This window comes from Microbacterium sp. VKM Ac-2870, from assembly GCF_015350795.1.
GTDB lineage: Bacteria > Actinomycetota > Actinomycetes > Actinomycetales > Microbacteriaceae > Microbacterium.
The window spans coordinates 153,669-176,264 of the sequence record NZ_JADKSH010000001.1 but is presented as its reverse complement, the minus strand read 5'-3'; the positions used below and the strand labels follow the sequence as shown (position 1 = coordinate 176,264).

Sequence of the window (22,596 nt, the reverse complement as noted above, 5' to 3'; positions counted from 1 at the left end):
CTACGACTCAAGGCGACCCGTCTCGTTCTGCCCGTGAGCTGCCGGATTCCACCGCTCAGCGGGAGCCTGTTCACCGCGCAAGTCTCCGAGCAGCGCCGCCACATCCGCCATCACGGCGTCCGTGGCGGCGATGAGGTTCGCCGACCCCTTCGCGCCAGCGCCGGCATAGGCCGACAGATCGGTGGCCGGACCGAAAACCACGCGCACTCGACGACGCGGCGGCCAGAAGCGCAGCTTTCCGTAGCGGGGCAGAATCTGCTGCACGCCCCACGTGGCGGCCGGAATCACCGGGATCGCCTCACCGGACGCCAGCGCGAGACGTACAGCGCCCGTTTTGCCGCGCATCGGCCACATCTCCGGATCACGCGTGAGCGATCCTTCGGGATAGACGATCACGCCCCGACCGTGGGTGACCAGGTCTTCGGACTGCTGGAGCGTCTGTTTGGCCGAGGCGGACGATGATGCGCGGGCCACGGGAACCATGCCCGTCGCCCGCAGCGCAGCCCCCAGCACCGGCACCCGGAACAGGCTCTCTTTGGCCATGAAGCGGGGGGCGCGACCGACGCGCCACGTCGCCACCGCCACGATCAGCGGGTCGAACTCGCTGTAGTGGTTCGGTGCGATGACGTAGGGACCCTCGATGGGCACGTTCTCGGCCCCGCTGACCTCGATCTTCGCAAACCAGCCCACGGCGGGGACGATGATCGCCGCGAGCGGCCAGAACACCGTCGGCCGGGTCTTCTCCGGCGAGGCGCGACGGCGAGCAGGAGGGACCACGTCGGTCATCCGACGACGTCGAAGTCGGCGCCGAGCGCGGTGAGCTTCTCGAAGAACTTCTCGTATCCGCGCCGGATGATGTCGACGCCCGAGACCCGCGAGGTTCCCTCCGCGGCAAGCGCGGCGATGACGTAGCTGTAACCGCCGCGAAGGTCGGGCACGACCACCTCGGCGCCATGCAGCGGCGTCGGACCGGTGATGACGGCGGCCTGCTCGAGAGCACGCCGGGGTACACGGCGGTCGGGGCTGGCAAGTCCCTCGGCGTGCACGACGATGTTCGCGCCCATCTTGTTGAGAGCCTGCGTGAAGCCCAGTCGGTTCTCGTACACCGTCTCGTGCACCGTAGACACGCCTTCGGCCTGCGTGAGTGCGACGATGAGCGGCTGCTGCCAGTCGGTCATGAAGCCGGGGTGGACATCGGTTTCGACCATGACCGGACGCAGCGCCCCGCCGCGGCGGAACCGGATGCCGTCCTCGTAGATGTCGAAGTCGCCGCCGGCCTTGCGGAACACGTTGAGGAAGGTCAGCATCTCCTGCTGCTTCGCGCCGCCGACGTAGATGTCACCGTCGGTCGCGAGCGCGGCGCATGCCCACGACGCGGCCTCGTTGCGGTCGAAGATGCTGCGATGGTCGTACCCGCGCAGCGAGTCGACGCCCTCGATGAAGATGACGCGGTTCGGCTCGTAGGAGATGATCGCGCCCATCTTCTGCAGCACAGCGATCAGATCCATGATCTCGGGCTCGATCGCGGCGTTGCGCAGCTCCGTGGTGCCCTTGGCGCGAACGGCCGTCAGCAAGACCTGCTCGGTCGCACCCACGCTGGGGTACGGCAGAGCGATGTTCGCTCCGCGCAACCCGTCAGGGGCCGAGAGACGGATTCCGCTGGGGAGCTTGTCGACGGTCGCACCGAAGGCGCGGAGGGCGTCGAGGTGGAAGTCGATCGGACGGTCGCCGATGCGGCATCCACCGAGGTCGGGGATGAAGGCCTGCCCGAGCAGATGCAGGAGAGGCCCGCAGAAGAGGATCGGGATGCGAGACGCACCGGCATGCGCGTCGATCTCCTCCATGTGAGCGGAGACCGCACCGCGAGGATCCAGCCGCAGAGCGCCTTCGCCGTCGTCTGTCACGGTCACGCCGTGCACTTCGAGGAGCGAACGGACGACCTTCACGTCGCTGATATCGGGCACATCCCGCAGAACGCTCTCCGTCTCACCGAGGAGGGCCGCGACCATCGCCTTCGTCGCGAGGTTCTTGGCACCCTTCACCTCGACCCGTCCGCTCAGCGGTCGTCCGCCGCGGATCTCGAGGACCGAGCCCTCGCCTTCTGCCGGTGTCGACGCCGAAGCGCTCAAGAGGGTGTTCATGGATCGGACCTCACAGTGTGTGTCGAGGACGGGAAATCGAAGACGGGAACCGCCCGTGTGGGGCGGTCCGTCCTAGCGAACGGGGAGCGTCCGCGGGCGCCACGCCTCGCGGCGCGCCTCGAACTGCGCGATCTTGTCCTCGTTGCGCAGCGTCAGCCCGATGTCATCGAGACCTTCGAGGAGCCTCCACCTAGTGTAATCGTCGATGTCGAACGCGACCCGGAGTTCGCCGAGGACGGCGGTGCGCTCATGCAGATCGACAGTCATCTCGATGCCCGGTTGCGCGTCGATGGCCGCCCAGATCGCCTCGAGGTCGTCTTCGCCGATCACACCGGTCACGAGCCCTTGCTTGCCCGCATTGCCCCGGAAGATGTCGGCGAACTTCGGGCTGAGAACCACCTGGAAACCAAAGTCACGCAGGGCCCAGACGGCATGCTCGCGACTGGAGCCCGTGCCGAAGTCAGCCCCGGCGACGAGGATCGACGCCCCCGCGAAGGCGGGCTGGTTGAGAACGAAGTCCGGGTCCTGACGCCAGTTCGCGAACAGCGCGTCTTCGAAACCGGTCTTGGTGACACGCTTCAGGTAGACAGCGGGGATGATCTGGTCGGTGTCGACGGCTGAGCGCTTCAGCGCCGCGGCGACGCCGGTGTGGGTGGCGAACTTCTCCATGTCAGGCTCCGACCTTCTCGACAGCGGGCAGATCGGACGGGCTGGCGAGACGCCCGAGCACAGCGGTCGCCGCAGCCACCAGCGGCGACACGAGGTGGGTGCGGCCGCCCTTGCCCTGGCGCCCCTCGAAGTTGCGATTGCTCGTTGAAGCGCACCGCTCCCCCGGAGCGAGCTGATCGGGGTTCATCCCCAGGCACATCGAGCAGCCCGCGAAGCGCCACTCGGCGCCGAACGCGGTGAACACCTTGTCGAGCCCTTCCGCCTCCGCCTCCAGGCGCACGCGAGCCGAGCCCGGGACGACCATGACCCGGATGTTGTCCGCCTTCTGGCGGCCCTCGATGACGGACGCGAAGGCGCGCAGGTCCTCGATACGGCTGTTGGTGCACGACCCCATGAAGACGGCGTCGACCGGCACCTCTTTGAGCGGGGTGCCGGCGCGCAGGTCCATGTATTGGAGTGCACGCTCAGCGGCGGCGCGCTCGTTCGGGTCGGCGAAGGATGCCGGGTCGGGGACGACATCCGACAGCGAGACGCCCTGACCGGGGTTCGTGCCCCAGGTCACGAACGGCTCGAGCTCGGCGGCGTCGAGGAAGACTTCGGCGTCGTAGACGGCGCCTTCGTCGCTCGGCAGCGTGCGCCAGTAGGCCACCGCGTCGTCCCAGTCTTGACCCTGCGGCGCGTGCGGCTTGTCCTTGACATAGGCGAACGTGGTCTCGTCCGGGGCGATCATGCCCGCGCGCGCGCCGGCCTCGATCGACATGTTGCACATGGTCATCCGGCCCTCCATGGAGAGCGAGCGGATCGCGCTGCCACGGAACTCCAGAACGTAGCCCTGGCCCCCGTTGGCGCCGATCTTGGCGATGATCGCGAGGATGATGTCCTTCGCGGTCACGCCGGGCTTCAGCTCGCCCTCGACCGTGATGGCCATGGTCTTGAACGGCTTCAGAGGCAACGTCTGCGTCGCGAGCACATGCTCGACCTCGCTGGTGCCGATGCCGAAAGCCATCGCCCCGAACGCACCGTGAGTGGAGGTGTGGCTGTCGCCGCACACCACGGTGATTCCCGGCATGGTCAACCCCAGCTGCGGTCCGACGACGTGCACGATGCCCTGCTCTTTGTCGCCGAGCGAGTGCAGTCGCACGTCGAACTCGGCGGCGTTGCGGCGGAGGGTTTCGATCTGCGTGCGGCTGGTCAGATCGGCGATCGGCTTGTCGATGTCGAGCGTCGGCGTGTTGTGGTCTTCCGTGGCGATCGTGAGATCGAGCCGCCGGACGGGCCGGCCCTCGGCGCGGAGACCGTCGAAGGCCTGCGGGCTGGTCACCTCGTGGACGAGGTGCAGATCGATGTAGATCAGGTCGGGCTCGCCGTTCTCGCCCTTGACGACGAGATGGTCGTCCCAGACCTTCTCGGCCAGCGTTCGCGGACGGTCGGAAATCGTGGTGCTCATGCTGTCTCGTTCTCCAGATAAGAGGATCAAGCCCGCAACGGACTCCGCGACGAGAGAGGGCTCAGAACGAGGTCTCGTCGCGGCCGCTAAGGAGAAGGCGAGCGATCCGCACGGCCTCAGAATAGCACCGCGCGGATCGCCGACGGATCGTCAGAGCCCGGTCCCGGAGCCCACTCGCCGCTCCCTGCGCGCCGAGATCAGGCTGGCGCCCGTGGCGACGACCATCGAAACGACGATCACCGCGAGCGACATCAACGTCGAGATGTCGGGCGCCCACTCGATGTGCTGTCCGCCGTTGATGAACGGCAGTTCGTTCTCGTGCATCGCGTGGGCGATCAGCTTCACACCGATGAACGCGAGGATGAAGGCGATCCCGTAGTGCAGGTACTTTAGGCGGTCGAGCAGGTCGCCGAGCAGGAAGTAGAGCTGGCGGAGCCCCATCAGCGCGAAGATGTTCGCGGTGAAGACGATGAACGCGCTCTGGGTGATTCCGAAGATCGCCGGAATCGAGTCGAGGGCGAACAGCAGGTCGGTCATTCCGATCGCCACGAACACGATGATCATGGGCGTGAACATCCGCTTGCCACCCACCACCGTGCGCACCTTCGGTCCGTCGTAGTCGTCGCTGATGTCGACCGTGCGCCGGAGCAGCCGCACGACGAACGATTCCTTCTTGACGTCGTCTTCGTGATCGGCGGCGGGGAACGCCTGCTTCCAGGCGGTATAGACCAAGAAGGCGCCGAAGAGGTAGAAGACCCAGCTGTACTGCTCGATGATCGCCGCCCCGGCGAGGATGAACAGACCGCGAAGCACCAACGCGATGATGATGCCGACCATCAGCACCTTCTGCTGATACCGACGTGGTACCGCGAACTGACCCATGATCAGCACGAAGACGAAGAGGTTGTCGATCGAGAGGCTGTACTCGGTCAGCCAGCCGGCGACGAACTGTCCGGCGTACTCCCCGCCCGCGAAGAACCACATCAGACCCGCGAAGATCAGCGCCAGCAGTACGTAGAACCCGACCCAGAGGCTCGACTCCCGCGGCGAGGGGATGTGCGGGCGCTTCACGATCAACGCCAGATCGGCGACGAGGATGAGCACCAGAACGACGAGCGAGCCGATCTCGAACCAGAGGGGCAGGTCCATGGAGGCCTTTCGAGGGATGACGAAACGTCGAAAGTCTCTCCCCCGACAGCGTTGCTGCGGCGCGCGCCCGGGGCCTCGACGACGGGGCCCGTGATGACGGACGCGCGAGACTGGGATACTCCCTCTCGCGGGCTCAACCATACCGGGTCTCGGCGCAGGCGAGACGATCCGGCCGATGCGGACACTTACCGGGTGAGAGACGATGAGGAGACCATGATCGAGCACACCGGTACCGGCACGGACGCGGAGATGGTCGCGGCGGCCGCCGCGGGCAGCGACACCGCGTTCCGCGCGCTCTACCGCGCGTATGTGCGACCCGTCTACTGGATCGCACACGACCTCGTCGCCACGACGCACGACGCGGAGGATGTCACTCAGGAGACCTTCCTCGCGGCCTGGCGCAAGCTGCCGGAGCTGGAGCTGCAGAGCCCGTCGCTGCTGCCTTGGCTCGTGACCATCTGCCGGTTCCAGGCGGCGAATCGGATCCGCCGCCAGCAACGCGATCGCGCCCACCTCGGCGGACCGGTCGCCGAGTCGGTTCCGGCTGCGGTGGACGTCGAGAGGCAGGTGATCGACGGGCAGCTGGCCGAGCGCATCGCGGCAGAGCTGTCGTCGTTCAGCGAACTCGACCAGAGCATCTTCCGGCTGTGCGCCACCGAGGGCTACGGCTACCAGGAAGCCGCGGAACACCTCGGCGTATCGCACGGCGTCGTTCGCAATCGTCTCTCCCGCATCCGCAGCGCGCTGCGCACCACCATTGCACCGGAGGGGTCATGAACACCGAACGCACCACCTTTCCCGAACTGGGGCAGGACCGTATCGACGAGATCGAACAGAACCTGTTCGCCCGTATCGCCGAGGAGCGCTCCGCGCAGCGCCAATCCGCCCACTGGCAATCCGCCGAGCGCGCGCGGGTGCGCGCGGTGCGACGGGGGCGCTTCTGGATGGGTGGCGCCGCGGCCGCCGCGCTGATCGCCGTGGCCGCGGTGATCGCCCCGCAGCTGACCGGGGGTTCACGCAGCGCCTCCACCACGGCATCCGTTGAGCTGCCCGCGATGCGGGCCGAGGGCGGGCCCGCCGCGGATCTCGGAATGACCGACGGCAAGAGCGCCAGCATGTCGGGCAGCGGCGCAGCGGACAGTGCGGCGGGCTCCGGCGCCCAGCGCCAGGTCGCGACGACAGCATCGGCGACCGTCCAGGTGGACGACACCGCGGCTGCGGCACAGGCGGTGGGCGCCGCGGCTGTCGCTGCCGGCGGGTACGTCGAGTCGCAGAGCACCGGCGGTGCTTCCGGGACGCCCGTCGAACCGATGACCGACAGCCGCGTGGTCGTTGCGCAGACGCCGGGCGCCTGGGTGACCGTGCGCGTGCCCGCAGACCGCCTCGCCGACGCGATCGCCGGCCTCTCCCAGTACGGAACTGTCACCTCCTCGCAGGTCGACCGCCACGACGTGACGACCGAGACCCTCGACCTGCAAGCGCGCGTGTCGGCGCTGGAGGCATCCGTCGCCCGACTGACCGAGCTGATGGGCCAGTCCACGTCGACGGCCGATCTCATCTCCGCGGAGTCGGCCTTGTCGCAGCGGCAGTCGGAGCTCGAATCACTTCGTCAGCAGCTGTCGTGGACGCAGTCGCAGGTGCAGATGTCGACGCTGAGCGTCTCGCTCGTCGAGCCGGCCCCCACCGTCGCCGCGAACCCGGCGGGCTTCGGCGACGGCATCGGCGCCGGGTGGAACGGCCTCGTCGCCACGCTGAACGGTCTCGTCGTAGCGATCGGGTTCCTCTTGCCGTGGGTCGCGGTCGTGCTGGTCGCGACAGTCGTGGTGTGGCTCGTGCGACGGATGCTGCGGCGTCGGACACAGCGCGCAAAGGCGCCCGTCGACGACTAGACGCGCACAAACGACAGAAGCCCGGTCCGTGTGGACCGGGCTTCTGTCGTTGTGAGTGACCCCAGCGGGATTCGAACCCGCGTTACCGCCGTGAGAGGGCGGCGTACTAGGCCGCTATACGATGGGGCCGTACTTTCTGCTGCGTAAGCAACCGTTCGATTATGCCATGCCTGCGCACTCCCCACCAAATCGAGGCACGCACGCGTCCGCTGCTTGCTCGGGCGCCCCGGGAGGCGTTGACTGAACGACATGCGCGTTACGAAACACGAACATGCCTGCCTCCGCCTCGAGCGCGAGGGCGAGCAGCTGATCATCGATCCCGGCACGTTCACACTGCCGCTGCAGAACCTCGCGGGCACGGTGGGCGTGGTGCTTACTCATGAGCATCCCGACCACTGGACCCCCGAACACCTGCGACGTATTCGGGAGCACGCGCCCGGCATCCCCATCTACGGTCCCGCGGGCGTCGCCGCTGCGGCGGCTGAGTTCGACGTCATCACTGTCGCCCACGGTGACACGGCGACCGCGGGTCCGTTCGCTCTCCGCTTCTTCGGCGGTCGCCATGCGGTCATCCACGAATCGATCCCGACCATCGACAATGTCGGTGTCCTCGTCGACGACGCGGTGTACTACCCCGGTGACGCATACAGCCTGCCGGATGGGGTCGACGTGCGGCTTCTCGCCGCCCCGGTGGGAGCTCCCTGGCTCAAGATCGGCGACGCCATGGACTTCGTCCTCGCCGTCAAGCCCGCCCACGCGTTCGCGACCCACGACATGACGCTCTCCCGCATCGGCCTCGACATGCACCGCTCGCGTCTGCAGTGGGCGACGCAGCAGCACGGGGGTCAATTCACCGCCCTCGAGCCGGGCGAGTCCATCGATCTCTGAGCCTCGGCCGAAAACGACGGATGCCGCGGTCCCCGGTGGAGGGGGCCGCGGCATCCGTCTGTCATCCGACGATCACGCCTCGGCGTCGTGGTCCGTCTCCAGGAAGGTGACGAGCGAGTCCAGCGCCGCATCGGCACCCTCGCCATCCGCCTTGAGCGTCACGACCGTGCCCTGCGTGGCGCCGAGTCCCATGAGGGTGAGGATGCTGCCGGCGTTGAGGTCCGGGCCGCCCTCGACCGCGATGGTCACGGGGATGCCGGTCTGCTGCACAGCCTGCACGAAGAGCTTCGCGGGGCGCGCGTGCAGACCCGAGCTGCTGGCGACGGTGGCCTGGCGTTCTGCCATGAGATCCTCCTTGGATCGTGTAGGGATCGTTGCCTATCGAGACTAGGCGTTTGCGGTCTCGCGAGAAACCGAGGATGCGCCGGAAATACCCTCGTCGACGGACGGCCCGCGGCGAACGAACCGCTTGAGCGCGACCACCGTGAACGCAGACACGACGGTGCCGACGGCGATGGACAGCAGCCACAGCCAGAAGTTGTCGATGGCGAAGAAGACGAAGATGCCGCCGTGGGGCGCCTTGCTGGTGACGGCGAAGGCCATCGACAGCGCACCGGTGACCGCGCCACCGAGCATCATCGCCGGAATCACCCGGAAGACATCGGCCGCAGCGAACGGGATCGCACCTTCGGAGATGAACGCGAGACCGAGCAGCCAGGCGGCCTTGCCGTTCTCACGCTCGGGCTCGGTGAAGAGCTTGCGGTCGATGACCGTGGATGCCAGGGCCATCGCGAGCGGCGGAACCATGCCCGCGGCCATGACCGCAGCCATGATCTGAAGGTAGCGCTCGTCACCGGCGATGCCGGCGGCGAGGTTACCCGTGGCGAAGGCGTAGGCGACCTTGTTGATCGGGCCGCCGAGGTCGAAGCACATCATGAGACCGAGAATGACGCCAAGAAGAATGACGCCGGCACCGGTGAGGCCCGACAGCCAGTCGTTGAGGGACTTGGTGAGCCAGGCGATCGGGCCGCCGAGCACCAGGAGCATGAGGCCGGAGGCGAAGATGGAGCCGAGCAGCGGGATGATCACGACGGGCATGAGGCCGCGCAACCACCGCGGAACGTCGAGGCCGTTCAGCCAACGCGCCGCGACACCGGCGAGCAGACCACCGACGATGCCGCCGAGGAAGCCCGCGCCCATGAAGCCCGCCACGGCACCGGCGACGAAGCCCGGCGCGATGCCGGGGCGATCCGCCATGCCGTAGGCGATGTAGCCCGCCAGAGCCGGGACCAGGAAGCCGAACGAGAGTGCACCGATCTTGAACAGCACGGCGCCCAGATAGACGATGAGGGACGTGTCGCCGAGGTTCCACAGCGTGGAGGCGCCGAGGATCTTGTCGGCGTTGAACGCGATCTCGTACCCGCCGAGCAGGAAGCCGAGGGCGATGAGCAGACCGCCACCGGCGACGAAGGGGATCATGTAGCTGACGCCGGTGAGCAGCGCACGCTTGATGCTGGCGCCGTACGACTCCCCTGCGCCCGACGTGGCGGTGGATGCCGCAGCTGCCGAACCGCTGACACGCGTCGCGTTCGGGTTCTTTGCGGCCGCGATCGCCTCGGCGACCAACTGCGCCGGCGCCTCGATGCCCCGCTTGACACTGGCACGCACGACGGGCTTGCCCGCGAAGCGCTGCGGCTCGCGAACGTCGACGTCCACGGCGAAAATCACAGCATCCGCATTCTCGATGATCTTCGGGTCGAGAGCCTTGTATCCGCTCGATCCCTGCGGTTCGACGATCAGGTCGACGCCGTCTTTGGTGCCCTGAGCGGTGAGGGCATCGGCGGCCATGAAGGTGTGCGCGATGCCGGTGGCGCAGGCGGTGACGGCCACGATGCGGGCCGGACGACCATCGATCAGGTGCGCGCTGTCGGCGGCGGCGGTGGCCGCCGGAGCGGCCGCAGCGGGAGCACCGGTGCCCGACACCGCGGCCGTGACCAGGGCGACGACGTCCTCGGGGGTCGCGGCGGAGCGCAGACCCGCGGTGAAGTCATCGCGCATGAAGCTACGCGCCAACTGCGACAGCACCGCGAGGTGCTCTTCGGCGGCCGTGTCGGGCGCGGCGATGAGGAACACGAGGTCGGCGGGGCCGTCGTCGGCGCCGAAGTCGATTCCCGGCTTCAGGCGCGCAAAGGCCAGCGTCGCCTCGCGCACCGCTGCGCTCTTGGCGTGCGGAATCGCGATGCCGCCGGGAAGCCCGGTTTCGTCGGTCTGTTCGCGCTTCCACGCGTCGGCGGCCAGGGCCGCGGCGTCGCTCGCGCGCCCGGTCGCCGCGACACGCGCGGCCAGGGCGTCGATGACGGCGCGCTTGTCGGTGCCGAGCGACTCGTCAAGACTGACGAGCGCCGACGTGATGATCTCTGACACGGTGACCTCCAGTGGTCGGGTGGGTTCAGGATGGGATTTCAGAGGGTGAGCGACCTCACCGGCACGTCGCCGGGGAGGAGATCTGCGGGCGTGGGTGCCTGAGTGCCGGGTAGCGCGGCTGCGGCCGATCCGTACCGGATGCCGCTGCGCACCCGATCTGCCGGTGCGGCGCCGGCCACATCCGCGAGCAGGTATCCGGCGAGCGAGCTGTCGCCGGCACCCACGGTGCTGCGCACGCGCGTGGGCGGGGGGGTACCGAACCACGCGCCGTCCGGTGTCACCAGCACGGCGCCGTCGCCGCCGAGCGTGACGAAGGCAGAGCCCACGCGTGCAGGAACGAGGCGGGCCGCGACGGTGACCACGGCCTCTTCGAGAGGGTGCGCGGGATCGAGGGCGATGCCGGCGAGCTCGACGAGCTCTTCGTCGTTGGGCTTGATCAGATCGGGAGCGCCGCGCTCGACAACGGCACGAAGAGCTGCCCCCGACGTGTCGACGGCGATCCGGGGCACGTCGCCCCCGGCGGATCGGACCGCAGTGATGACCTGCACGTAGAAGTCGTCCGCCAGCCCTGGAGGGAGCGAGCCCGCCAGCACGAGCCACTGGGCTCCGCGCGACGCCTGCACCGCGGCCTCGATGAGGGCAGCGGCATCGGACGCGCTACGGGTCACACCGGGAAGGTTGATCTTCGTGGTGATGCCGTCGTGGTCGGTGAGAGTGAGGTTCGCTCGAGCCGCGCCGGAAAGCGGAACCGCGAGAACCGGCACGCGAGCGGCACGCAAGACAGCGGCGAATGGGTCGTCCGCGTCGAGCGGGAGCACCGCACGGCTGGGCACGTCGGAGCCGGCGAGCACCCGTGTGACGTTGATGCCCTTTCCGCCGGCGTCTTCGCGGACAGCGGTGGCGGCCTGCACCTCGCCGATGCGCAGCGCCTCAGACAGCGTGACCGTGCGGTCCAGCGAAGGGTTGGCCGTGAGTGTCACGATCATGCGAGCCACACCTCCACATCGGCATCCGCCAGCGCGGCGACGAGGTCGGTGGGAGGCTCGCAGTCGGTGACGAGGATGTCGAGGTCGGCGAGGCGGCCGAACGAGACAAGGAGCTCGCCATCGAACTTCTCCGCGTCGGCCACGACCACGATGCGCCGTGCGGAAGAGATGATGGCGCGCTTGACGGCGGCCTCGTCGGGATCGGGGGTGCTGAGGCCGAAGGCGGCGGAAAGTCCGTTGGTGCCGATGAAGGCGAGGTCGGGGCGCAGGCGCGAGATCGCGTCGACCGTCTGCGCGCCGACGGCGGCGGCAGTGAGACCGCGGACCCGCCCGCCGATCGCCGTGAGATTGAGTCCGGGAGCGCCGGCGAGCACGTGTGCGACCGTCATCGAGTGCGTGACCACCTCGAGCGGGCGACCGGCGGCGGGCCGCTGAGCCAGGAGTGTGGCGAGAGCTGCGGTCGTGGTTCCGGCATCGATGTAGACGGAGCCGTCACCGTCGGCGCCGATCGCTTCCAGGGCGCGCGCGGCGATCGCGAGTTTCGCGTCGCTGCGGCGCTGGGCGCGCTCGGCGAGAGAGGTTTCGATCGTGCTCACGCGAGTGCGGGCCACCGCTCCCCCGTGCACGCGTCGCACCAGACCTGCGGCTTCGAGGTGATCCAGGTCGCGGCGCACCGTCTCGGTGGTGACACCGAAGCGGCGGGCCAGGTCGACGACGACGACCCGTCCGTCTGTGGTGATCAGCTGCTCGATGAGTTGCTGGCGCTCCGTCGCGTACACGGTTCCTCCTTGAATACCCACAAGTTACAACACAAACACAGATGTAACAACACCCAAAACCGTGAAAAACAACACGACGAACGGAACGGCCCCGATCCGAAGATCGGGGCCGTTCCGTGGGCGGGCGTGAGCACCCGCCGGGGATGCCGAGGCTTAGGCCTCGCTCATCACCGTGACCTCCTGCTGGCCGCGAGCGGCGAGGGCGGCGGCACGCGCGGCGATGCGACGCTCCTGCTCGATCTGACCAGCGTCGAGGATCTCCTGATCGACCGGGTAGCTGTCCACCTTGTTCACGCCGTTGTACTTTGCGATGTAGGCGTCGAGCTCAGGCCCGGACTCCCACGACGTGATGAGGCAGTACCGCGGCTCGTCGCCGGGGTGAGTGGCCGCGTGCCAGAGGCGCTGCGTGTCGACGATGAGCTGCGCGCCGGCGGGAAGGGCGATGCGCGTTTCCTCGCTGGGGTCGGTGCGGTTTTCGCGCAGGACGAAGTAGCTCGTGGCGTCGTCGGTGAGGTTGAAGAAGCCGCGCACAACCCAGCCGGTGCCGTCAGGGTTCAGACGGTTGTTGTCATCCTGGTGCAGGTTGTACAGACAGTCGGCGTAGGTGTTGGGCTGCAGCTCGATGATGCGGCAGCGGCCGACGTTCGCGCCCGGCTCCATGGCGCGCGCGGTGAGGGTCGGGGCGATGGCGGTCTGGGAGTCGATCCAGACACCGTCCTTGTCGGTGCGCGGCGGCTTGTGGTTCCAGAAGCCGTTGCACTCGACTTCACCCTTCGCCGAGGCAAGAGGGGCGAAGCGGGTGTCGCCCGAGGACTTCCAGTCGACGTATTCGACGTCGAGCCACTCCTTCGGATCGATCACCTTGTTGTAGCGGTCGAGGACGACGTAACCGGTCTCCTCGAGAGCCGCGCTCTTGATGTAACCCATGACGGATCAACCTTTCTGCCGGACAAGCGAAGTTTTTACAGGCCCGACTTAGGTCAGCCTACAGAGGCCCGATGAGAACGCGATTAGACTCGACGGCGGTCATCGACAGCGAGCCCGGAGGCGACACGGACACTATGAGCAGCGGCACGAATTTCGCCTCGTCCGTCTCCGCGACGCATGTGTCAGCCACCGCCGTGGCGACGATCGCGTGGCTCTCGGCATCCGACACCCCCATCGTCGTGCCGGTCTATCAGCGCCAATACCGCTGGGACATCGGTGGATGCGAACAACTCCTCAGCGACGTACGCGCGGTCGCGGATGCCCCAGACGGGCAGACGCACTTCATCGGTTCGATCCTCTCCACGGCATCGGCAGAGGACTCCGACGCGCATCTCGTGCTGATCGATGGCCAGCAGCGCATCACCACGCTCATGCTTCTGGTTGCCGCGCTGCACCACACACTGCGGGAGGACGACCCGGCGCTGGCGACCGAGCTCGAGCGTGTGCTGGTGCGCACCAACGATCCGGCGCGCACCAAACTGCGCCCGCACCGCGCGTGGGCAGACGTGTTCGAGAGCGTCGTCCTCGACCGTCGCGCTCCCGGCGACGAGACACGCGAGTCGCGCTTCGACGACAACTATGCGTTCTTTCGCAGCCAGATCCGCCCGGCCGAGGCGGCCCACATCTGGCGTGGACTGGAGCGCCTCGAACACGTCGCGATCACTCTGGGACCTGACGCGAACGCGCAGCAGACGTTTGAGAGCCTCAACTCCACGGGCGAGCCACTGCGCGACCACGAACTGATCCACAACTACGTCTTGATGGGTCTGTCGCACTCCGAGCAGATCGAGATCGAGGACGAGTACTGGGTACCGATCGAACAGAACACCGGTGAGCAGATCGGCGACTTCTGGCGGCACTACCTCGTGATGCTGACCGGCCGCGAGGTCACCGTCGTCGGCGAACGCGGCGTCTACGACACGTTCCGCACGGAGTTTCCGCGCCTCGACCTGGCCACGCTCAGGCAACGCGCCGCGCAGTGGCGGTCGCACTCCGAGATCTACCGCACATTGCTGGATCCTTCGCGCGCGACCGAGGATGCGGTCGGCCGGCAACTCGGCTACCTGAACACATTCGGTCGCGGCATGTACCCCCTGACCATGCGACTGGTGCGCGAGCATCGCGACGCGGCACTGTCGACGCCGGAGCTGATCGACGCGCTCGAGAAGCTGCAGTCGCTGTTGCTGCGCCGCACCGTCGTGGGAGTCAGCACCGACCGGCTCGTCGCGCGCCTGTGCCGCGCCGCCGCGATCTCGCGCGATGCGCTCGTGCGTGCCATCGCCCGGATCACGCCGTCGGACGAGCGGACGCGCGTCGGACTCAAATACAGCCCGCTCCCCCACGCGCCGTATGTTCTCGCGCGTCTGGCGGGCGACGTCGACGCCGCGACGTTCGATGTGGAGCACATCGTGCCGATGGCGCCATCCGACGAATGGTCTCCTGACGGCGTACGGCGCTGGAGCGAACTGTCGGAGGACGAGCAGAACAGCTTCCGCGCCCTCGCCCCCACGCTCGGCAATCTCACGCTCCTGGAGCAGACTCTCTTCGATCGCGCCTTCGACGCGTCCTTCGCGCAAAAGAAGGCGGTCTACCGCTCGAGCGATATCGAGCTCACCCAGACGCTTGCCGACCTGGACGGGTGGAGCACGGCGGCGATCACCGCCCGGACGCAGCATCTGAGCACGCTCTTCCTCTCCGTGTGGAAGCGTCCCGCCGTGGTCAGCATCGACGACGACAACCTCACCCCGATCCTCGACGCCATCGCGCGGCGCGGATGGCCGCGCGGCTGGCAGCGCGAGTTCGACTACGTCGAGTTCCGCGGCGAGCACTGGGAGGTACCGGACATCCGCTACCTGTTCAATCGCATCTTCCACCGTCTGTGGGCCGACTCGCGTCAGAGTGTGATCGACTTCAGTGCGCGACGCGGCGGACCGGTCTATCCCGCCACGGCGTGGAACGGACACTGGGACGAGCTCGGCGACGGCCAGTACCTCTACATGGGCTGGGACTCCAAGTACATGCTGACAGCGGTGCAAGGCGTGCTCGACGAGGCCGGTTGGGCCTCCGAGGTGTTCGTCAAGTACTCGTACATCGGCAATGCGATGAAATGATCGGATCCCCCGTGTCACGTCGCCGACCGCGTCCCTCTCGCCGCTCCGCCGAGCCCGCCGAAACCTCATCGCAGCGCCAGCGCCAGCGGCGCGGAGCGCGGCGCCAGCTCGACGACCTCGACGTGGCGACCTTCACGGCCATCGCCCGCACGCGCAGCCCGCTCCTCGATGCGACCATGCCGCCGTTGACGCGGGCCGCCGACCGTTCGGTGCTGTGGATCTCGATCGCGGGTCTGCTGGCCTTGTCAGGACGGCCACGCGCGCGCCGCGCGGCCGGACGAGGACTGGCCGCGATCGCGGTGACGAGCCTCATCGCCAACCAGGTGTCCAAGCGCGTTCATCGCCGCCCCCGGCCGTCGCTGACCCAGGTCCCCGTTCAGCGCCTGGCCCACCGCATTCCGACGTCGACGTCCTTTCCCAGCGGACACTCGGCCAGCGCCGTGGCCTTCGCAGCCGCGGCATCTGCGGAGCTGCCGGCCCTGACTGTGCCGCTTCGCGCGCTTGCGGGCCTCGTGGGGTTCTCCCGTGTCGCCACCGGTGCGCACTACCCCACCGACGTGGCAGCCGGGTTCGCCCTCGGCGAGATGATCGCGTGGTTGACGACGCGGCTGGTTCCTGTGGAGCGCGTCAACCCGCTGCAGGATGCTCTCGCCGTGCACGCGGGAACGCCGAGGCCGCACGGTGAGGGCATCACCCTCATCATCAATCCTCGCTCCGGGTCGGGTCGCGCCGGCCGCATCCTCCCCGACGTGCGTCGCGCGCTCCCGCGGATGCGCATCGTTGCCCTCGGCGACGATGATGACCACGCCGGCACAATCCGAGACGCGGCCTCGTCCTGCGAGGTGCTCGCCGTCGCCGGCGGCGACGGCACTGTTCAGCAGGCCGCCAGCGCCGCACGCGAGAACGGCATCCCGCTGGCGGTCCTGCCTGCGGGAACGTTCAACCACTTCGCAAAGGATCTGGGGATGTTCCCGCTGGCGACCGCGATCGATGCGATCCGTGCGGGGACGGTGGCCACGGTCGACCTCGGCGAGATCAACGGCAAGATCTTCGTGAACACCGCCAGCGTCGGTGCGTACACGGACTTCGTCGCGATCCGTGAGCACTACGAGCATCGCATCGGCAAGCCGCTGGCCGCTGTGGTCGCCGCGGCCCGTACGCTCCGACAGGCCCGTGCGGTGCACGTGCGCGTCAAGGACCTCGACGGCGAGACGATCGATGCCCGTTTCAGCCTGCTCTTCCTCGGCAACGGGCGCTACGAGCCGCGTGGCTTCGCGCCGGTGCACCGGGCCACTCTGGATGATGCCCGACTCGACCTGCGAGTGCTGGGGGTATCGCGCCGCGGTTCGCGCGCCCGCGTGGTGGTCGATCTGTTTACCGGGCGCATCTCGCGCAATCGCCGCTATCAGCAGTACTCGGATGCCGAGTTCCAGCTCGAACTGCCTGAGGGCCCATATCGCATCGCCCGTGACGGCGAGCTCGGTGAGGAGGTCGACCATCTGACGGCTCGCGTCCTGCCGCGCGCGCTCACGGTGATCGTCCCTGCGGGCTCGCGCCGACGGTGACCCCGAGGAGGACACGCAGCACCCACGCCTGATGCGCAACACTGACCTCAATACGCCGGGCGAGAACGAGGTGGCATCATGAGCGACGAGACGAACCTTCGCGTACCGATTGCACCGCAGCAGGTGGACGCCCCGCTGACGCGCATGGCGATCTTTCTGGTGCTCGTCGTCTCCGACGCAGACGGAGCGATGGACACGGTCCGCGACGTGGTGTCCGGCATCGACGATCTCGTGAAGAACGTTGCGATCCGTGACCTGACCGGGCACCTGTCGTGCACGGTCGGCATCGGCGCGCGCGTGTGGCAGCAACTGACCGGACGCGCGCTGCCCGCAGAACTGCACCCCTTCCGCGAGGTCGTCGGCGCGCGGCACACCGCCGTCGCGACCCCGGGCGACGTCCTCTTCCACATCCGCTCCGAACGCGCCGACCTCTGCATCGAGTTGGAGAAGCAGATCCTGCAGGCCTTCGGCGAGAGCGTCACCGTCGCAGACGAAACCCAGGGCTTCCGCTACTTCGACACCCGCGACCTCCTCGGATTCGTCGACGGGACCGCCAACCCGGTCGGTCCAGACTTGCCCGAAGCGACGCTGGTCGGCGACGAAGACCCCAACTACGCAGGCGGCAGCTACGTGGTGGTGCAGAAGTACACGCACCCGCTGGCGATGTGGCAGCAACTGACGACCGAACAGCAAGAAGCCGTGATCGGACGCCGCAAGCTCGACAACATCGAACTCGACGACGCGGTGAGCGGTCAGAAATCGCACAAGACGCTCAGCACCATCGTCGATGACCTCGGCGAGCACGACATCCTGCGAGACAACATGCCCTTCGCCAGCCCCGGCCAGGGCATCTACGGCACCTACTTCATCGGCTACACGCGCCATCTCTGGGTGATCGAGCGGATGCTGGAGCGCATGTTCGTCGGAGACCCACCCGGTCTGCACGACCGCCTGCTCGACTTCTCGGCGGTGCAGACCGGCGCGACGTTCTTCGCTCCCTCCGTCAGCCTGCTCGCCGCGATCGCGGATGCCGCACCGTCGGCGACCGCAGCGAATTGACACGGGCGACGCGTCCTCTGGAGTGAGAGCTCCAGCGATACCGTCGACGAATGTCGACGACATCCGCGTGGAGCGCCCAACTCGCGACACTCCGACCTGAGCTCTGGCCGAACTTCGTCACGGAGCACTCCGGCCTGCCCGGACCCCGCGCGAACCTGGCCCTCGTGGAGGCGGTCGCACGGTCGGCAACGGGCGAGGCTATCGACGCGCTCCTCACCGACGGTGGCGAATACCCAGTGATGTGCGCCGCGGCCGCACTTGGCCGGGGCGCTGACGACCCCGAACACGCTGATCGCGCCCGCGTTCTCGCCGCCGATGAACGATGGCGGGTGCGCGAGGGTGTCGCCATCGGGTTACAGCTGTGCGCGGACGGTTTCCCTTCGACCTTCCGCATGATCGTCACCACATGGGTGGACGACGCCGATCCGCTGGTGCAGCGCGCGGCGGTGGCCGCCGTGTGCGAGCCGCGTCTGTTGCGCACCGCCGACGCCGCAGCGACGGCGATCACGGTGTGCCAGCGCGCCAGCGCGCACCTCGTAGGCCTCGCACCGGCGCGTCGATCTCAACCGGATGCCCGCACACTGCGCCAGGCGCTCGGTTACGCGTGGAGTGTGGCGGTCGCTGCCGACCCAGCGCCAGGCCTGACAGCGTTTCGCGCCCTCGACACGGACGACCCGGACATCGCCTGGGTCGTGCGGGAGAACCGCCGGAAGAAGCGGCTGGCCGCGTTGGAGTGAGGGCGCCACTCAGGAGCAGGAATACAGCGTGAAGCCGACCGCCGATCCGGATGCCGCGTCATGCGTATGGGACGACGAGCTCGATGACGCACCGCCGGTGGTCGAGGGCCACGATCGTAGAGTCGAGCAGGTGCTCGCGCGCACCGCGATCCATACGGGGTCGGTCTTGGGGGCATGATCCTTCACGACCACGAGATGCACTCCGTCGGCGATCTCGGTCCGAGCCTGGTCTGCGGTGAAGACCGCCGCTTGCCCGGAATAGCCCCCGTCGGTCAGCACTTCTTGACCGGTCGAGTTGATGATGGGCGCCGCGACGCTCCAGGCGTCCGTCAAGAACAGGGGACGGCCGTCGGCTCCGCCTCCGGCGGCGCGCACCGCGCCGAGGAGTTCGATCAGTGGGGGCGTGATTCCGGGCGATCCGCCCCACACCTGCGGCGCCGACACCGAAAGCGCACGGGTGGCGGAGGGTGCGCCCGCCACCGGCTTGATACCCACATACGCGTCGCCGCCGCTGCCGTCTCTCGAAGAGTCCAGTACCTGAGCGCTGAACAGCGCCGGGCCGGCGACGATCGCCACGACGCCGGCCGCCACGAGTGCGGCGCGCACGCCGGTGCGACCGCCCCGCATGGTCCGAGCGCGGGAGCCCCACAGCGCGGCCACCACACCGATGAGAATTACGACCGCGAGAGGAAGTGCGAGCGGCAGCGGCAAATGACCCCACCACGCCAGCGCCAGTGCCCACCCGCCCTGCGCGATCACGAGCACCGGAAGCACTGCTCGCTCGACAGCCCGCTCGGACGCCCGCAGGCGGACAGCCTCACTGGCCGCCAGAGCCGAGAGCAGCGCGAGCTGCACCCCGATCGCCGATAGATATGCCGTGTGGGGCATGCGGGCCGCAGAGAGCACCCCGGCCCCGGTGATCAACCAGATGACTGCCACGGAGAACATGGCACGGTGTGCGCCCGTTGACGCGGCGCCCTGGGCATCGGTATCCCGCTGAGCCGCCGGCCGCCACCAGCGCCAGAGGCCGAGCCCGATCGCGAAGAGAGCCGCGGGATAGAGCCAACCGATCTGGGTCAGGTACATCGGATCGAGAAGTTTGAGGGCGGCATCCGAGGACCCGCCGGAGGACGTTCCTCCCCCGCCGCTGTGCACCGCACCGGCGACCGCGTTCGGGAACAGCCGGTCGATACCGTTGTAGCCGAACACCATGGCGAACACGTCGTTGTCGGTCGATCCGTCGACGAAGGGGCGGGACGCCGCGGGAACGAGTTGCATCGCCAGCATCCACGACAGCGATGCCGCGACGGAGCTCGCCAGCAGGATCGCTGCCCTCCCGGCGCGTCGCGCCCACGATCCGCCTGCCGCAACGAACGTGCCGACCAAGAGTGCGGGAAGGACGAACCACGCCTGCAGCATCTTGGCTTGGAATCCGACGCCGACGAACGCTCCGGCCACCAGCAGCGGCCACCACCTGGCCGTGAGCATCGCTCGCTGCCACCAGAGCACCGCGACCGCGAGGGCCATGGTGAGCAGGCCGTCTTCCATCGGGTGGGCGAACATCGACACGAAGATCGGCGTGGATGCCGCGGCCGCCGCCGCCACGAGCCCACCGGTTCTCCCCAGCCAACGCAGCCCGATGAGCGCACACGCCCAGACGGTGACGAGGCCTTCGACCACCTGCGGCAACGCGAGAGCGGAGGTCGACATACCGAACAGCCGCACGCTGAGCGCCTGCGGAACGGCGAAGCCGCTCAACTTGTCGAGGGTGACGGTGGCCGCAGGGTCGAACGCGCCGAACAGGAGCGCCCGCCACGACTGTGACATCGATCGCGCCGACGCCTCGTAGAACGCGAAGTCACCGCCGCGCGCGAGATTCCACACAGTGAGAACCGCAGAGGCGACGAGGATGAGAGCAAGGGTGATGCGCGCCCCCCAGGGCTCTCGCCACCATCGGGAAAGGGCGGGCGTGTCCAGCACGATCGTGACGCTAACCCCGTCGGCTCGACCGAAGCTCGCCGGCCGCTATGGGCGCGGTATGAATGCGGGATGCGTCAGGCTCACCACTGTGGGTGGATCGCCGCTCGGAGTCGCCGGTCGTAGACGTCTGTCACCGCCTGGTCGAATCGTTCGAGGTCGAACTCGCGGTCGATCAGTGCCGCGGCGCCAGCGTTCGCGGCCGCCTGGCTCGGCGTGCGCGCGCCGGGGATGACGCTCGTGATGCCGGGGCGTGAGGCGATCCATGCGAGGGTGGCGGCGGGAAGACTGATGTGCGGCGGCAGCGCGGCAGCCAGCTCATGAGCGGCGGCGAGTCCGATCTCCAAATCGACGCCCGAGAAGGTCTCACCGCGATCGAACGCGGCGCCCTCGCGGTTGTAGGCGCGGTGGTCGTCCGCCGGGAAGGTCGTCTCGGCCGTGTAGCGACCGGAGAGGAGTCCGCTCGCGAGCGGTACACGCGCGAAGACGGCGACTCCAGCGTCCGCAGCGGCCGGCAAGAACTCGTCGAGCGGTTTGAGGCGGAAGGGGTTGACGATGATCTGCACGTTCGTCAGGCCGGGACGGCCGACGACCGCCAATGCTTGCGCCACCGTCTCGACGGAAGCGCCGTAGGCGGCGATGACGCCGTCGTCGACCAGCGTGTCCAGGGCATCGAACGTACGGTCATCCTCGAGCACCGCCGTGGGCGGGCAGTGCAGCTGAACGAGGTCGAGGCTCTCGACACCGAGGTTGCTGCGTGACCGGTCGGCCCACGCCCGGAAGTTGTCGAGCGTGTAGTTCGCCGCATCCTGGTCCACGCGGCGGCCCATCTTGGTCGCCACGGTGACGCCATGGCCCGGCCGAGACGCCAGGAAGCGACCGATGAGCTGCTCTGAGCGGCCGTCGCCGTAGACGTCAGCGGTATCGAACAGCGTGACCCCCGCGTCGACGGATGCCGACAGCACCGCCGCCGCGTCGGCTTCGCTCACGTCGCCCCAGTCAGCTCCCAGCTGCCACGTGCCGAGACCGATGGCCGACACCGTGCGACCCGTTCGACCGAGCGGACGTGCGGGCAGTACGAAGGTCTCTTCCGGCATGCTCACAAGCCTATCGAGGCAGCCACCGCCCCATCGGGCAGGAGTCAGGCCGCCAGACCTGTTCCGCAGCTCGAGCAGAATCGGGCGCCGGCGGGGTTGTCTGCGCCGCATCCGGAGCAGGCGATGACGACGGCGAGCGGCGATCCGCACTCCCCGCAGAACCTGCCGCCGCTCGACTGGGCGCCGCACGATCCGCAGCGTGGTCGGGCCTGAGTCTTGAGGTCTACGCCGCCCACGAGGTCGACCGTCTCCAGCCGCTCCTGCACCTGTCGACGACGCGCCTCGGCCTGCAGTTGGGCGAGTTCTTCGGTGGCGATCGGCGAGCACCGCACGCACTGGCCGATCGTGTCGTTCCAGCACACGTCGTCGCAGACCCAGTCACTGCACCCGCGGCACTGGTGGAACATCGGGCCGATCTCCGCGGTCGCAGCACGCAGCGCCTCGTCCTTCGCCGGCGAGTTGGTTCCGCGATCGAGCAGCCGGTCGGCCATGGACGTGATCTCCGACAGCGATCCGCCGAAGAGGTTGCCGAGCCCGCGCGCGAGTTTCTGACCCGCCGCGCGCGGATCGCGACGGAAGGCGGAGCGGTACCCGTTGCCGCACCGTTCGCAGCGGAACTCGAACTGGTACCCGTCGGCGTTCGACAGGTCGCTGACGTTGTCGGTGAAGGGGACGAGGTCACTCATACGTC

The 22,596-nt window shown here is 68.2% G+C and carries 20 protein-coding genes and 1 tRNA gene; 7 read left to right on the top strand and 14 right to left on the bottom strand.

The window, feature by feature from the left end; translation table 11 throughout:
• From ITJ43_RS00850 to ITJ43_RS00830, 5 genes are all read right to left on the bottom strand, one after another.
• The gene (locus ITJ43_RS00850) at positions 1-786 is read right to left on the bottom strand and encodes a lysophospholipid acyltransferase family protein (RefSeq protein WP_194581243.1); all 786 of its coding nucleotides are present in this window, start codon (positions 784-786) and stop codon (positions 1-3) included.
• Positions 783-2,141 (bottom strand): UDP-N-acetylglucosamine 1-carboxyvinyltransferase, encoded by a 1,359-nt coding sequence (gene murA, locus ITJ43_RS00845; protein WP_194581241.1) that lies wholly within the window; start codon positions 2,139-2,141, stop codon positions 783-785. The genes ITJ43_RS00850 and murA overlap by 4 nt, the downstream gene beginning before the upstream one ends.
• Before the next feature lie 72 nt (positions 2,142-2,213).
• Positions 2,214-2,810, bottom strand: a complete 597-nt coding sequence (leuD, locus tag ITJ43_RS00840; RefSeq protein ID WP_194581239.1) for a 3-isopropylmalate dehydratase small subunit — start codon at positions 2,808-2,810, stop codon at positions 2,214-2,216.
• 1 nt (position 2,811) lies between these two features.
• Positions 2,812-4,257, bottom strand: a complete 1,446-nt coding sequence (leuC, locus tag ITJ43_RS00835) for a 3-isopropylmalate dehydratase large subunit (protein ID WP_194581237.1) — start codon at positions 4,255-4,257, stop codon at positions 2,812-2,814.
• 150 nt (positions 4,258-4,407) lie between these two features.
• Positions 4,408-5,406, bottom strand: a complete 999-nt coding sequence (locus ITJ43_RS00830; RefSeq protein ID WP_194581235.1) for a TerC family protein — start codon at positions 5,404-5,406, stop codon at positions 4,408-4,410.
• Positions 5,407-5,619: 213 nt separating this feature from the next.
• Here ITJ43_RS00830 and ITJ43_RS00825 point away from each other — a divergent pair, with 213 nt between their 5' ends.
• Complete coding sequence (locus ITJ43_RS00825; RefSeq protein ID WP_194582382.1) at positions 5,620-6,183, top strand: RNA polymerase sigma factor; 564 nt, start codon at positions 5,620-5,622, stop codon at positions 6,181-6,183.
• The gene (locus tag ITJ43_RS00820; protein ID WP_194581233.1) at positions 6,180-7,295 is read left to right on the top strand and encodes a DUF4349 domain-containing protein; all 1,116 of its coding nucleotides are present in this window, start codon (positions 6,180-6,182) and stop codon (positions 7,293-7,295) included. The genes ITJ43_RS00825 and ITJ43_RS00820 overlap by 4 nt, the downstream gene beginning before the upstream one ends.
• Before the next feature lie 56 nt (positions 7,296-7,351).
• On the opposite strand, the gene ITJ43_RS00815 is transcribed toward ITJ43_RS00820, so the two are convergent.
• Positions 7,352-7,424: transfer RNA gene (locus ITJ43_RS00815), tRNA-Glu, on the bottom strand.
• A 120-nt stretch (positions 7,425-7,544) separates the two neighbouring features.
• Here ITJ43_RS00815 and ITJ43_RS00810 point away from each other — a divergent pair.
• Entirely contained in the window at positions 7,545-8,183 is a 639-nt protein-coding gene (locus tag ITJ43_RS00810; RefSeq protein WP_194581231.1) for an MBL fold metallo-hydrolase, read from the top strand.
• A 72-nt stretch (positions 8,184-8,255) separates the two neighbouring features.
• Here the strand turns inward: ITJ43_RS00810 and ITJ43_RS00805 are convergent, their stop codons facing one another.
• The 5 genes from ITJ43_RS00805 to ITJ43_RS00785 all read right to left on the bottom strand — a co-directional run bounded on the left by ITJ43_RS00805 (position 8,256) and on the right by ITJ43_RS00785 (position 13,299).
• Entirely contained in the window at positions 8,256-8,528 is a 273-nt protein-coding gene (locus ITJ43_RS00805) for an HPr family phosphocarrier protein (protein WP_194581229.1), read from the bottom strand.
• 42 nt (positions 8,529-8,570) lie between these two features.
• A complete protein-coding gene (locus tag ITJ43_RS00800) occupies positions 8,571-10,607 on the bottom strand; it encodes a PTS fructose transporter subunit IIABC (RefSeq protein WP_194581227.1) in 2,037 nt (678 codons plus the stop codon).
• Positions 10,608-10,645: 38 nt separating this feature from the next.
• Positions 10,646-11,593, bottom strand: coding sequence for a 1-phosphofructokinase family hexose kinase (locus ITJ43_RS00795; protein ID WP_194581225.1), 948 nt, complete (start codon positions 11,591-11,593; stop codon positions 10,646-10,648).
• Positions 11,590-12,372, bottom strand: coding sequence for a DeoR/GlpR family DNA-binding transcription regulator (locus tag ITJ43_RS00790; RefSeq protein ID WP_194581223.1), 783 nt, complete (start codon positions 12,370-12,372; stop codon positions 11,590-11,592). The genes ITJ43_RS00795 and ITJ43_RS00790 overlap by 4 nt, the downstream gene beginning before the upstream one ends.
• Before the next feature lie 153 nt (positions 12,373-12,525).
• Positions 12,526-13,299, bottom strand: a complete 774-nt coding sequence (locus ITJ43_RS00785; protein ID WP_194581222.1) for a hypothetical protein — start codon at positions 13,297-13,299, stop codon at positions 12,526-12,528.
• Between the two features lie 134 nt (positions 13,300-13,433).
• Between ITJ43_RS00785 and ITJ43_RS00780 the strand changes: the two genes are divergently transcribed.
• From ITJ43_RS00780 to ITJ43_RS00765, 4 genes are all read left to right on the top strand, one after another.
• Positions 13,434-15,470, top strand: coding sequence for a DUF262 domain-containing protein (locus ITJ43_RS00780; protein ID WP_194581221.1), 2,037 nt, complete (start codon positions 13,434-13,436; stop codon positions 15,468-15,470).
• 11 nt (positions 15,471-15,481) lie between these two features.
• On the top strand, positions 15,482-17,035 hold the full coding sequence (locus ITJ43_RS00775; protein ID WP_323741082.1) for a bifunctional phosphatase PAP2/diacylglycerol kinase family protein: 1,554 nt from the start codon (positions 15,482-15,484) through the stop codon (positions 17,033-17,035).
• Between the two features lie 78 nt (positions 17,036-17,113).
• Complete coding sequence (locus ITJ43_RS00770; protein WP_194581219.1) at positions 17,114-18,094, top strand: Dyp-type peroxidase; 981 nt, start codon at positions 17,114-17,116, stop codon at positions 18,092-18,094.
• A gap of 50 nt (positions 18,095-18,144) precedes the next feature.
• Positions 18,145-18,831, top strand: coding sequence for a HEAT repeat domain-containing protein (locus ITJ43_RS00765; RefSeq protein ID WP_194581218.1), 687 nt, complete (start codon positions 18,145-18,147; stop codon positions 18,829-18,831).
• Between the two features lie 9 nt (positions 18,832-18,840).
• Here ITJ43_RS00765 and ITJ43_RS00760 read toward each other — a convergent pair whose 3' ends face one another.
• The 3 genes from ITJ43_RS00760 to ITJ43_RS00750 form a co-directional block, all read right to left on the bottom strand.
• Positions 18,841-20,811, bottom strand: coding sequence for an ArnT family glycosyltransferase (locus tag ITJ43_RS00760; RefSeq protein ID WP_323741081.1), 1,971 nt, complete (start codon positions 20,809-20,811; stop codon positions 18,841-18,843).
• Between the two features lie 80 nt (positions 20,812-20,891).
• Positions 20,892-21,884, bottom strand: a complete 993-nt coding sequence (locus ITJ43_RS00755; protein ID WP_194582378.1) for an aldo/keto reductase — start codon at positions 21,882-21,884, stop codon at positions 20,892-20,894.
• 65 nt (positions 21,885-21,949) lie between these two features.
• Positions 21,950-22,591 (bottom strand): zinc ribbon domain-containing protein, encoded by a 642-nt coding sequence (locus ITJ43_RS00750; RefSeq protein ID WP_194581217.1) that lies wholly within the window; start codon positions 22,589-22,591, stop codon positions 21,950-21,952.
• Positions 22,592-22,596: the final 5 nt, after the last annotated feature.

Excerpts from the sequence above, each read along its gene's own strand:
- ITJ43_RS00850 (WP_194581243.1), bottom strand. The coding sequence starts at position 786 with ATGACCGACGTGGTCCCTCCTGCTCGCCGTCGCGCCTCGCCGGAGAAG.
- murA (WP_194581241.1), bottom strand. The coding sequence starts at position 2,141 with ATGAACACCCTCTTGAGCGCTTCGGCGTCGACACCGGCAGAAGGCGAG.
- leuD (WP_194581239.1), bottom strand. The coding sequence starts at position 2,810 with ATGGAGAAGTTCGCCACCCACACCGGCGTCGCCGCGGCGCTGAAGCGC.
- leuC (WP_194581237.1), bottom strand. The coding sequence starts at position 4,257 with ATGAGCACCACGATTTCCGACCGTCCGCGAACGCTGGCCGAGAAGGTC.
- ITJ43_RS00830 (WP_194581235.1), bottom strand. The coding sequence starts at position 5,406 with ATGGACCTGCCCCTCTGGTTCGAGATCGGCTCGCTCGTCGTTCTGGTG.
- ITJ43_RS00825 (WP_194582382.1), top strand. The coding sequence starts at position 5,620 with ATGATCGAGCACACCGGTACCGGCACGGACGCGGAGATGGTCGCGGCG.
- ITJ43_RS00820 (WP_194581233.1), top strand. The coding sequence starts at position 6,180 with ATGAACACCGAACGCACCACCTTTCCCGAACTGGGGCAGGACCGTATC.
- ITJ43_RS00810 (WP_194581231.1), top strand. The coding sequence starts at position 7,545 with ATGCGCGTTACGAAACACGAACATGCCTGCCTCCGCCTCGAGCGCGAG.
- ITJ43_RS00805 (WP_194581229.1), bottom strand. The coding sequence starts at position 8,528 with ATGGCAGAACGCCAGGCCACCGTCGCCAGCAGCTCGGGTCTGCACGCG.
- ITJ43_RS00795 (WP_194581225.1), bottom strand. The coding sequence starts at position 11,593 with ATGATCGTGACACTCACGGCCAACCCTTCGCTGGACCGCACGGTCACG.
- ITJ43_RS00785 (WP_194581222.1), bottom strand. The coding sequence starts at position 13,299 with ATGGGTTACATCAAGAGCGCGGCTCTCGAGGAGACCGGTTACGTCGTC.
- ITJ43_RS00780 (WP_194581221.1), top strand. The coding sequence starts at position 13,434 with ATGAGCAGCGGCACGAATTTCGCCTCGTCCGTCTCCGCGACGCATGTG.
- ITJ43_RS00770 (WP_194581219.1), top strand. The coding sequence starts at position 17,114 with ATGAGCGACGAGACGAACCTTCGCGTACCGATTGCACCGCAGCAGGTG.
- ITJ43_RS00765 (WP_194581218.1), top strand. The coding sequence starts at position 18,145 with ATGTCGACGACATCCGCGTGGAGCGCCCAACTCGCGACACTCCGACCT.
- ITJ43_RS00750 (WP_194581217.1), bottom strand. The coding sequence starts at position 22,591 with ATGAGTGACCTCGTCCCCTTCACCGACAACGTCAGCGACCTGTCGAAC.